This window comes from Natrinema soli (assembly GCF_028618695.1).
In genome coordinates this window covers 1-9,720 of record NZ_JAQIVI010000789.1, presented here as the reverse complement: position 1 = coordinate 9,720, position 9,720 = coordinate 1, and the positions used below count along the sequence as shown (strand labels likewise).

General features: G+C 66.3%; 15 protein-coding genes. 4 read left to right on the top strand and 11 right to left on the bottom strand.

The annotated features are described in order from the left end of the window. From PGX04_RS32565 to PGX04_RS32550, 4 genes are all read left to right on the top strand, one after another. A partial coding sequence (locus tag PGX04_RS32565) for an LUD domain-containing protein (RefSeq protein WP_273742262.1) occupies positions 1–178 on the top strand: 178 nt, incomplete at its 5' end. A gap of 1 nt (position 179) precedes the next feature. After that, positions 180–2,498, top strand: a complete 2,319-nt coding sequence (locus PGX04_RS32560) for an LUD domain-containing protein (protein WP_273742261.1) — start codon at positions 180–182, stop codon at positions 2,496–2,498. Between the two features lie 139 nt (positions 2,499–2,637). Further along, positions 2,638–3,936: an ArgE/DapE family deacylase gene (locus PGX04_RS32555; RefSeq protein WP_273742260.1), complete on the top strand. Its 1,299-nt coding sequence runs from the start codon at positions 2,638–2,640 to the stop codon at positions 3,934–3,936. Between the two features lie 66 nt (positions 3,937–4,002). Beyond that, positions 4,003–4,440, top strand: coding sequence for a hypothetical protein (locus tag PGX04_RS32550; protein WP_273742259.1), 438 nt, complete (start codon positions 4,003–4,005; stop codon positions 4,438–4,440). A 109-nt stretch (positions 4,441–4,549) separates the two neighbouring features. On the opposite strand, the gene PGX04_RS32545 is transcribed toward PGX04_RS32550, so the two are convergent. The 11 genes from PGX04_RS32545 to truD form a co-directional block, all read right to left on the bottom strand. Beyond that, entirely contained in the window at positions 4,550–4,804 is a 255-nt protein-coding gene (locus tag PGX04_RS32545) for a DUF3194 domain-containing protein (protein WP_273742258.1), read from the bottom strand. After that, positions 4,805–5,203: a prefoldin subunit beta gene (locus PGX04_RS32540; RefSeq protein WP_273742257.1), complete on the bottom strand. Its 399-nt coding sequence runs from the start codon at positions 5,201–5,203 to the stop codon at positions 4,805–4,807. Between the two features lie 102 nt (positions 5,204–5,305). After that, positions 5,306–5,854 carry a DUF2243 domain-containing protein gene (locus PGX04_RS32535; protein WP_273742256.1) on the bottom strand — a complete coding sequence of 183 codons (549 nt, stop codon included), beginning with the start codon at positions 5,852–5,854 and terminating at the stop codon, positions 5,306–5,308. Positions 5,855–5,989: 135 nt separating this feature from the next. Beyond that, positions 5,990–6,256 carry a KEOPS complex subunit Pcc1 gene (locus tag PGX04_RS32530; RefSeq protein ID WP_273742255.1) on the bottom strand — a complete coding sequence of 89 codons (267 nt, stop codon included), beginning with the start codon at positions 6,254–6,256 and terminating at the stop codon, positions 5,990–5,992. Between the two features lie 3 nt (positions 6,257–6,259). Then, entirely contained in the window at positions 6,260–6,394 is a 135-nt protein-coding gene (locus tag PGX04_RS32525; protein ID WP_124196427.1) for a DNA-directed RNA polymerase subunit P, read from the bottom strand. Positions 6,395–6,411: 17 nt separating this feature from the next. Next, positions 6,412–6,681 carry an eL43 family ribosomal protein gene (locus tag PGX04_RS32520; RefSeq protein ID WP_273742254.1) on the bottom strand — a complete coding sequence of 90 codons (270 nt, stop codon included), beginning with the start codon at positions 6,679–6,681 and terminating at the stop codon, positions 6,412–6,414. A 149-nt stretch (positions 6,682–6,830) separates the two neighbouring features. Then, positions 6,831–7,037 carry a hypothetical protein gene (locus PGX04_RS32515; RefSeq protein WP_098724082.1) on the bottom strand — a complete coding sequence of 69 codons (207 nt, stop codon included), beginning with the start codon at positions 7,035–7,037 and terminating at the stop codon, positions 6,831–6,833. Positions 7,038–7,175: 138 nt separating this feature from the next. Next, positions 7,176–7,937, bottom strand: a complete 762-nt coding sequence (locus tag PGX04_RS32510) for a DUF2103 domain-containing protein (protein ID WP_273742253.1) — start codon at positions 7,935–7,937, stop codon at positions 7,176–7,178. 57 nt (positions 7,938–7,994) lie between these two features. Beyond that, positions 7,995–8,840, bottom strand: coding sequence for a 5'/3'-nucleotidase SurE (gene surE, locus PGX04_RS32505; RefSeq protein ID WP_273742252.1), 846 nt, complete (start codon positions 8,838–8,840; stop codon positions 7,995–7,997). A gap of 164 nt (positions 8,841–9,004) precedes the next feature. Then, positions 9,005–9,301 carry a hypothetical protein gene (locus PGX04_RS32500; protein WP_273742251.1) on the bottom strand — a complete coding sequence of 99 codons (297 nt, stop codon included), beginning with the start codon at positions 9,299–9,301 and terminating at the stop codon, positions 9,005–9,007. 130 nt (positions 9,302–9,431) lie between these two features. Continuing rightward, a partial coding sequence (gene truD / locus PGX04_RS32495; protein WP_273742250.1) for a tRNA pseudouridine(13) synthase TruD occupies positions 9,432–9,720 on the bottom strand: 289 nt, incomplete at its 5' end.

The following is a 9,720-nucleotide window of genomic DNA, read 5'->3' as shown; positions in this document are numbered from 1 at the left end:
CAGCGACGTTGTGCCGGATCTGAGCGCCGGCTTCGATCGCCTCGCCGACGGCTTCGATCGGGGACGGGACAGCGTCGTCTTCGCCACCGGACGGAGCGCCACCGCCGACATGGGGGATCTCGTCCACGGCGTCCACGGCCCCGGCGACGTCCACGTGATCGTCCTGGAGGATCGATAGGATGGCTCAGCGCACCCGAACGGAGCGGGCCGACCGGATCCGCCACCTGCTCGAGACCGAAGGCGAGGCCATCCAGGCCCACGCGAGCGCATCGAACGCCCGCCGGTACGAGACATACGGCGCGACCGACGACCTCGAGGCGCTGCGAACGGAAGCCCGATCGATCAAGGAAGACGCTATCGGCCGGCTTCCCGACCTGATCGAAACGGTCCGGGAGGCGGTCGAGGCGAACGGCGGCACCGTCTACGTCGCCGACGACGCCGCGGACGCGAACGCGTACGTGGCTGACGTGGTCGAGTCACGGACCGATGCGAACGGAACGACGGGGGACGGCGACACTCCGTCGGTCGTCAAGTCCAAATCGATGACGACCGAGGAGATCGACCTCAACGAGGGACTCGAGGCCGAAGGGATCGACGTCACCGAGACCGACCTCGGCGAGTGGGTGCTGCAGGTGGCCGACGACACGCCATCGCACATCGTCGGGCCGGCGATGCACCTCTCGCGCGAGGAAATCGCCGACCTGTTCAACGAACGCTTCGACCCCGACGACCCCTTCGAGACGGCCGAGGAACTCACTCGGTTCGCCCGCGACCACCTCGGCGAGCACATCCGCGAGGCCGACGTGGGGATCACCGGCGCGAACTTCGTCGTCGCCGACAGCGGGACGATCACGCTCATCACGAACGAGGGTAACGCGCGCAAGTGTGCGGTCACGCCCGATACCCACGTCGCGATCGCGGGCGTGGAGAAACTGATTCCGACGCTGTCGGACCTCGAGCCGTTCGTCGACATCATCGCCAAGAGCGCGACGGGCCAGCCGATCACGCAGTACGTGACGATGCTCTCGCCGCCGACGGATTCGCCGACGCTGGACTTCGATTCGCCGGACGAGCCGATTACGGCGGGAGAGGAACCGGCGGACGAGACGGGGGACCCGGATCGGGACTTCCACCTCGTCCTGCTCGACAACGGCCGCATGGACATGCGCGAGGACGACCAGCTCCGGGAGACCCTCTATTGCATCCGCTGTGGGGCCTGTTCGAACTCGTGTGCGAACTTTCAGTCCGTCGGCGGCCACGGCTTCGGCGGCGAGACCTACTCCGGCGGCATCGCCACCGGCTGGGAGGCCGGCGTCCACGGGCAGGAGTCCGCGGCCGAGTTCAACGACCTCTGTACCGGCTGTTCGCGCTGTGTGGACGCCTGCCCGGTGAAGATCGACATTCCGTGGATCAACACCGTCGTCCGGGATCGAGTCAACCACAGTCGCGATCCCGAGGCCTACGACTTCCTCGTGGACGGCCTCACGCCCGACCTCGAGGAGGACGGACTCGACCTCAGCAAGCGCTTCTTCGGCAATATCGGCACCGTCGCAAAAGTCGCCAGCGCGACCGCCCCCGTCTCGAACTGGCTCGCTGACGCTGGCCCAGTCCGTGCGGCGCTCGAGCACACCCTCGGCATCGACCGGCGGCGCGATCTCCCTGCGTTCCAGCGGGAATCGCTTGTGGATTGGTTCGAGAAACGAGGCGGCCCGGCCGCATCGGAGCGACGGGCCGAACGAGCCGTGACTCGAGCCGACGCCGGAGACGACGAACTCGAGATCGACCGCGAGGTCGTCTGCTACCCCGATGTCTACACGAACTACGTCGATACCGACCGCGGGAAGGCCGCCGTCCGGACGCTCGAGTCGCTGGGCGTCCCCGTTCGCGTTCCAGACCTGCCCGAAAGCGGACGCGCGGCGCTCTCCCAGGGGATGATCGCGACGGCCGACCGGCAGGCCAGCCGGCTCTACGCCGCCCTTGCCGAGGATCTCGACGCCGGCTGGGACGTGGTCGTCATCGAGCCCTCCGATCTGGCGGCCGTGCATCGCGAGTACGAGCGGTTGCTGCCCGAGGAGTCCGTCGAGCGCCTTCGTGCGAACAGCTACGAAATTTGCGAGTACGTCTACGGGCTGCTCGAGAACGGCGCGGACCCCTCGGCGCTGTCGACCGGCGACGGCGCGGAGCCGGTCGCCTACCACTCTCACTGCCAGCAGCGCACGCTCGACCTCGAGGCACCGACCGTGGCCGTCCTCGAGCGCTGTGGCTACGCGCCCGAGACCTCCAGCGCCGAGTGCTGTGGCATGGCTGGCTCGTTCGGCTACAAGCGGGAGTACTACGAGCTGAGTATGGACGTCGGCGAGCGGTTGGCCGCGGAAGTCGAGGGCGCGGAGACCGTCGTGGCGTCGGGAACCTCCTGTGGGGACCAGCTTGAAACGCTGCTCGAGCGAGACGTGCCGCATCCGATCGAGTTGCTCGCGCCCGGTGGATATCGGTCGTAGCAGGGTTCGGATTTTTGTCAGCGATCGAGCCCCGTTCGAAGAGAGCGTCGGGGCGGTTTCTCACGTATCGACCGCCGATTCGGGCGGGGCCATCGGAGAAAGACGTTTGTATGAGGTGTGGTGTATCACATCACGGCAAATGCCTACAAGAGACAGGGACGTTCTCCGTGACCGGATCGAGGACAAGCGCGAGGAACTCGTCGATCTTCTCGGTGAACTCATCGGCCAGCAGTCAGTTACCGGAAACGAAAAGCCCGCACAGGAGGTCGTCGCGTCTCGACTGAAGTCCCACGGTCTCGACGTCGATACGTGGGAACCCGACGCCGACGAACTGCGGGACCACCCCGGATTCTTCGAGACGTCGTCCTACGCGGAGTACGGGTACGACGACCGGCCGAACGTCGCAGCGACGAGGAACGGCGTCGGAGACGGACGATCGCTAACCCTAAGCGGACACGTCGACGTCGTTCCGGTCGACGAAGACGAGTGGCGCTACGACCCGTGGGACGCTACCGTCGAAGACGGTCGTCTCTACGGACGCGGTAGCAACGACATGCTCGGCGGCGTCGCGTCCATGCTCATCGCCTTCGAGGCGCTCGACGACCTCGACGTCGAACTGGCCGGCGACCTCACTCTTCAGACGACCGTCGAAGAGGAGGACGGCGGCCCCGGCGGTGTCCTCTCCGCGCTCGAGCGCGGCTATCAGCCCGACGCGGCGATCATCACCGAACCCTCCGGCCTCCCGAACATCGGGATGGCGAGCGCCGGTGTCATGTACTTTCGCGTTCGCGTGCCGGGAAAGTCCGCACACGCCGCGCAGGGCTACGCGGGCGTGAACGCCATCGGGAAGGCGACGAAACTCTATCGGGCGCTCGACGAGCTGGACCGGGAACGGAAATCGCGCATCGCCTACGAACCGGCCGTTCGGCAGAACCCGAACCTCGACGGTCACGAGACCAACCTGAACGTGGGCACGGTCGACGGCGGCGACTGGCCCTCGACTGTCCCGTCCGAAGCGGTACTGGAAGGACGGATCGGTTGGCCGCCCGGCGAAACGCGCGAGGAAGTCCGGGCCGAAGTCGAAGCGGCCGTGCGAGACGTCGCCGAGGACGACGAGTGGCTGTCCGAACACGCGCCCGAGTTCGAGTGGTTCGGCTGGAACGCCGCGCCGCACGAACTCGATACCGACGAGGAGATCGTCCGACTCGCGCGGGAGAACGCGGAGACGGTCACCGGCGGGGAAACGACCTTCGGTGGCGGAAGCGCCGGCAACGACGAGCGATTTTACAACCGCTACTACGACATCCCCTGTCCGTCGGTCGGTCCGCGCGGCGAAAATATCCACGGCGCCGACGAGTACGTGGAGATAGATTCGTTGGTCGAAACGGCGCAGACGCTCGCGCTGACGGCTATGGACTGGTGCGGAACCGCTGAGTGACGCCGCCCCTCTCTCGGAGATTTCGAGCCTGCACTATTATGTCGGCGTAGCGACTCTACACCGGCAATGGCTTCGCTCGCCGTGCGCGATCACGTTCGACCGACCGACGACGACTACCCGGACGGGATCTACCGCGTCGTCGGAACGAACGAGGGAGCCGTGACGCTGCTCCGGGTCGGAGACGCCGACGGTCGCCGCGTCAACACCGGCGAAATCGTGACGGTCAGCGACGACGACCTCGAGGGATTCGCTCCGGCGGAAAATCCCGACGGAAATCGGCCGCTCGGTGCCACCGTCGCGTCGAACGTCAAAATGGGGTACTGGTCGCTGCGGGCCTTTGGCCAGCAACTGGTTGCACGACCGCTTCCGGTGGCCGTCGCGGTCGTGCTCGTCCTGGTCGGGTTCGTCGGCGAGGGCGTCGCCCCGGTCCCGGAGGTCGTTCTGACCGTGGCGGTGATCGCTGGAAGCCTCGGGCTCGCGTTCATCGGAAGCGGCCGTCTGTAGCGGCCGTCTATAGCGACCGTCCAGCGGTCGGTCACGGTTCGCACCCGCCGCTCGCCAGTTGATCACTGCGCGTTCGAGAGGGGACCTCGACGCTCGAGGACTGCGCCCGCTATTCGCCGAACAGTTCGTCGACCGCGTGTCGCGCCGCGAGCGCGGCGTCGTCGGCGACCTGCTCGGGATCGGCCTCGTCCTCGTCTTCGGGCGCGTTGAGGTAGACGTCGACCTCGAGAACGCCGTCCTCGAAGACGACGGTCACGTCGTAATCGCGCACGTCGGATTGTTTGTACTGCGAGAAGATCACGCCCTCCGCAGCGTCGGATGCCGTCTGGACGACGGTCTCGTCAGACGGCTCGTCGGTCGACATTTACGCGCCGCCAGCGCCCGGGCCGCCGGGGCCTGCCGGACCACCGCCCATGCCGCCACCGCCGAGCATCTCCTCGAGCTCGCTCTGGAGGCTCTCGAACTGGTCCTGTACGCGCTCTTCTTGCTTCTCGAGGGTCTCGAGGCGGATCTCGAGCGTGTCGACCTTCTCCTCGAGGTCCTCTTCCGCCTGGTCGTAGTCCGTTTCGACGAGGAGTTCGCCGACGTTCCGGTACATGGTCGTCTCCGCGTCGATGTTCTCGAGTTCGTCGAGGGCGTTCTGGGCCTCGGTGAGTCCCGACTCCGCTTCCTGTTTCTGGACGGCGACTTCCTGTGCCGTCTCCTGGAGATCCTGTAGCTGCTCGATTTTCTCCTGTGCTTCGGGCGGCAGGTTTCCTTGCATATCTCGACCGTCGCCCTCCGGACTGATAAAGGCCAGCTTTGTCTTCCGGATAGCCGTTCGACCGCGGACCGACGGCCGACCTCTCGGCAGCGTCCGAGCGGGCTACTCCGAGCCGCTGCCGTCCGTCGCAACCGCCTCGTCGCTGGCCCCCGGCGCGGCGGCGCTGTCGGTCCGAATCACGAGATAGCCGCCGACGATGAAGAGCGTGCCCCAGAGCAAGAACGCCGCGTCCCACAGGATGACCGGGCCGGGTCCGGCGGGCCAGACGTGGTGAAGCCCGAGTAACTGGTGATCGACGAGCCCCTCGACGACGTTGAACACGCCCCAGCCCATGATCACCGCGCCGAGCAGTATTCGTCCGGATTTCGGCACCGGATGGAACCGCCACGCGCGAGAAAACAAGACGAGACCGATGACCGTGAAGGTGTACGTCACGAGGTGAAAGAGTCCGTCGGCCATGACGTTGAGTTCCAGATCCGTCGCGACGCTCGAGTCGGGATACGACGATAGCATATTGTGAATCTGGAGGATCTGGTGGAAGACGATCCCGTCGAAGAAGCCGCCCAACCCCACTCCGAGTGCGAGGCCGGCGATCACGAGCGGTTTGGCGTCCCGTCGTAGTCCGAGCCACGTCCCGCCCCGTTCGCCCATACTGATTCCTCGAACGAGGCGATCAAAACACCGATGCCTGCCTGTTCCGGGACCACGAGCGTTCTGGGACCGATAGCGGGACGTTGGCGCGACTCGAGGATACCGGGAAGTAGGCGCGACTCGGGGATCAAGGAGTTAGCGCGACTCGAGAACCCGTGCGCCCGCGTCGGCGGTCCGTTCCGCCACGTCGATCAGCGAAAACCAGGTGTTCAGCGCCGCCCGCAGGGCGACCACATCGGCGGCGACGATATCGATCAGGACGCGCCGTCCGTCTCGCTCGAGAGTCGTTCGAGAGCGCTCGTCGTCGATCTCGCCGATTTCGCGGGCGACGCTCTCGGCGACGAGTCGGGCACGCGACGCGCTCTCGTACTCGAACTCGAGGGTCGCGTCGTGAGAAGACACGCGTTACTGGACGCCGACTTCCTTGACGTCGCGGCTGCGTTCTTTCAGGAGCACGCGGTGACCGCAGTAGGGACAGCGGACGCCGCCGTACTCGTCGAGCTGGACGTCGCGTTTACAGCGGGAGCATTTGTAACTCATACTTGTCTCGAAGCGAATTACTCGTCCTCGGTGTCTTCTGCGAGGGCAGCGCGGATGGAGCGCTGGACGGTACGGCCGGCGGGGGTCTCAGGGCGGTACGCGCCGCCGGTGAAGACCTCGCCGGTCTCCTCGTTCTTCCAGATGCCGGTGCCGACACGGGTGACGTCGTCGCCGTCGACTTCGGCGTTTTCCATGTCGTCTTCGATCTCGCTGACGCGACGTCGTGCGACGCGGCCGTAGCGGGCACCGAATCGACCGGCGCTACCGACCTCTCCTTTGTTGGCCATAGTAGTGCTGTCTATCGCCAGCGGCTCCTTAAACCTGTTGAGTCACATCGGCTCGTGCGGGGGGATCGTATCGCGGTAGGACGAAGTGACGTCGTGGGACGAGGTGGTCGATCCACCGCGGTCGAGATGGTTCAGTCGGGTCGGGTCGGCTACGACTCGCCGATCCGCTCGGCGACTGGCCACGCCAGCAACTCCAGAAAGACGAGCGCGAGCGCGGCGACGTATCCGACTGGCGCGAGCGGCGCGCCGAGCAGCCACGTTCCGATACCCGTGGTTGCGATCAGCGTTCGCATCGCGAGGCCGCTGACCGCTACCAGCGGAATCAGGGTCAGGACGGCGTCCGGTCGCTCGAGCATGGCTAATTATATCTAATTACGGCGGTCCCCGTAAGGCTGGGAGAACCAGCAGCAACTGTCACCTCCATCGGGCAGCTACAATATTTGCCTCAAGAATCTCGCAACCGCGATACTGCCATCGATGGCGGAAGCCGGCAACTACTGAAACTCCGCGTCCGTGAGTACGTCGTTCAGATCCTCCCGGATCCGCTCGCCCATCTCCCGATCGCGGGCGGTCGTCACGACGCGATTTTCCTGGACGCTCGAGCCGTCCCGCAACAGCATCCGCACGTTGCCGCCGTCGTCGGCGCGGGTCACCTTCGCGCGCATGCCGGACTGAGAGCCCTTGCCACCGGCGTCGATCGGGCCGGGAATCACCTTCTTGACGTGCGGATGGTCCGCGACGGTCCGAATGGCCCGCATTCCGGTCCGCCCCCCGATGAGCGTCGTGTGGCTGCCGCCGATCTTCTCGGCCGGCGGCGTCTCGACGACGTCGAGCGCGCGATTCCCGCGGCGCTCGAGGACCGCCCGAACCGGATCGTCGTCGTCGACGCGATAGAACGAGTGGTGGGTGTCATCGCGAACGGCGCGAATCACCGTCCGGACGCCGCCGGCGTAGACCTCTTCGGGTCGCTTGCGGCGGATCTCGTCACCGATCAGGCCCGCGAAGTTCCGGAGTTCGACGGGCTCGTTCTCGCCGTCCTCCGGCGTCGTCGTGATCGTCGTCTCGCCGAGTACCAGCTCGGTGAGGTCGGCTTCGGGGTCTCGCTCGGTCGGCTCGTCGGGTTCGCCGGCGAGCATCGTGATGGTCGCCCGGTCGCGCGCCGCCTCGAGGACGATCGCCTCGGTGTTGGCCTCCCGGCAGACCAGACAGAAGTCCCCGGGTTTCTCGAGCGGCGATGCGCAGTGGCGACACTCCATAGTCCGCAGTTGGGTGCAGGCGTGTAAAACGGCCGTGTTTTTCGACCGCCGCTCGGACTACAGGACGTCCTCGAGTATCCGCTGGACCGGCTCCGCGTCCACGACCTCGTAGGGAACCCTGAGCGGGGAGATCGATACCCGTTCCTCGAGCAGGGCGTGGCGATCGGTGTCCTCGGCGTCGGGGATGTCCCGGTTCGCCATCTGCTGCCAGAGTCGATTGGTCAACTCGAAGCTGCCGTCCTCGAGCGCGGCGTCCATCTCGTAGACTTCGGTCGGGCGAGTCAGTTCGAAGCCGTTCGGGTCGCGATCCGGCCGGGGGACGTTGACGTTCAGGTAGTCGACGCGGTCGAACAGTCCGGTCCCGGCGGTACCGGCGACGAGATCGGCGGTGATCTCGCCCGCTCGCTCGAAGTCCCCCGGCTCGAGGTCCCGGTCGTAGCCGAGGGTGTCCAGCGAGACGGCGATCGACGGCGTCCCGAGGAACGCCGCCTCCATCGCGGCGCTGACGGTCCCCGATCGGGAGAAGACGTAGGCCCCGAGGTTCGCGCCCGAGTTACAGCCCGAGACGACGATGTCGGGTTGGGGCTCGAGGCCATTCGTGCCGACGATAGCGCAATCACAGGGGGTACCGTCGACTGCGTAGCCGAGTTCGTGGTCGGTGTGGGGGACCGGCGAGGTGAACGAGTCCGTCTCCAGATCCAGCGAGAAGTCGTCATCGTCGTCGCGCGACGACCTCGTCCGACCGTAGGAGAGCGACCGGCCGACTGCGCTCCGGTTTCGATCGGGTGCGACGACGGTGACCGTGCCGACCGCCGAGAGCGCGTCGTGCAGCGCCCGAATGCCGGGCGCGTCGATCCCGTCGTCGTTCGTCAGGAGGATGTGAGGGTCCGAGTCCAGTTCCATTGCCTGTTCGGTCGATAGCGGGCGAGCTACGTATCAGTTCGGTTCCCCGACGGCGAGCGACTGACCGCGTCCGCGAGTTTCGTCCCACAGGCTGGGCAGTAGCGCGACCCGTTCCGAGACTCCGTCGGGTGAACACCGCCCGCGGGTCGCCACAAGAAACGTCGTCACCACGGCAGGTATCGCCGAAGGCGAGCCACCATCGACGGCTCGTGGCGGACCCGTAGCGTCGTTCCATCTGCGTCGAACACGGCCTCCGTCGCGGGAATCCGCTCTCCGTCCGGCAGGTGAAAGTACTGCTCGCCGGCCGGTACCGTCCCGCCGCTGCTCGCGCCGAACAGCGACTTCGATCTCCCCGTCGGGGCCGAGACGGGTTCGTCGTACTCGATTTCGTACACCGTCTGTCCGTCTTCGGTTAGCGTTCGCCAGTCGACTATCTCGCGGTTTTCGTCCGTCCCGATCATGCTCGCGGACCCGATCGCTTCGGCCCGTAGTGAGTCGCGGTGTCCATCTCCTCAGTTCGATACTCGAGACACTGACCTAAAAACTGGGGTGACTGTGACGGCCGGCGTCCCCTATCGCAGTTCCACCCCCCTATCCGAGGTCGACCGGATCAACCTTCAGATACTCCCGGAGGACGACCGTCGCGTACGACCCCTTCGGCAGCGCGAACTCGAGCGTCAGCGGCTCTGCCTCGAGGGACAGATCCGTTCGCAGGAGCATCGCGCGCCGGGTACCGGTCGAGTGAAACTCGCCGGGGAGATCGAAGTCCGCGGGCTCGAGACCGAGGTCGTCGAGGACGGCGCGTTCGATCTCGCCCTGCTCGCCGTCGGCGAGGTTCGTCTCGGTGCCGACCAGCGGCGCGGTGACGAACGCCCGGCCG

Excerpts from the sequence above, each read along its gene's own strand:
- PGX04_RS32545 (WP_273742258.1), bottom strand. The coding sequence starts at position 4,804 with ATGTCGACCGACGAGCCGTCTGACGAGACCGTCGTCCAGACGGCATCC.
- PGX04_RS32515 (WP_098724082.1), bottom strand. The coding sequence starts at position 7,037 with ATGCTCGAGCGACCGGACGCCGTCCTGACCCTGATTCCGCTGGTAGCG.
- PGX04_RS32535 (WP_273742256.1), bottom strand. The coding sequence starts at position 5,854 with ATGGGCGAACGGGGCGGGACGTGGCTCGGACTACGACGGGACGCCAAA.
- PGX04_RS32500 (WP_273742251.1), bottom strand. The coding sequence starts at position 9,301 with ATGATCGGGACGGACGAAAACCGCGAGATAGTCGACTGGCGAACGCTA.
- surE (WP_273742252.1), bottom strand. The coding sequence starts at position 8,840 with ATGGAACTGGACTCGGACCCTCACATCCTCCTGACGAACGACGACGGG.
- PGX04_RS32560 (WP_273742261.1), top strand. The coding sequence starts at position 180 with ATGGCTCAGCGCACCCGAACGGAGCGGGCCGACCGGATCCGCCACCTG.
- PGX04_RS32550 (WP_273742259.1), top strand. The coding sequence starts at position 4,003 with ATGGCTTCGCTCGCCGTGCGCGATCACGTTCGACCGACCGACGACGAC.
- PGX04_RS32525 (WP_124196427.1), bottom strand. The coding sequence starts at position 6,394 with ATGAGTTACAAATGCTCCCGCTGTAAACGCGACGTCCAGCTCGACGAG.
- PGX04_RS32510 (WP_273742253.1), bottom strand. The coding sequence starts at position 7,937 with ATGGAGTGTCGCCACTGCGCATCGCCGCTCGAGAAACCCGGGGACTTC.
- PGX04_RS32540 (WP_273742257.1), bottom strand. The coding sequence starts at position 5,203 with ATGCAAGGAAACCTGCCGCCCGAAGCACAGGAGAAAATCGAGCAGCTA.
- PGX04_RS32555 (WP_273742260.1), top strand. The coding sequence starts at position 2,638 with ATGCCTACAAGAGACAGGGACGTTCTCCGTGACCGGATCGAGGACAAG.
- PGX04_RS32520 (WP_273742254.1), bottom strand. The coding sequence starts at position 6,681 with ATGGCCAACAAAGGAGAGGTCGGTAGCGCCGGTCGATTCGGTGCCCGC.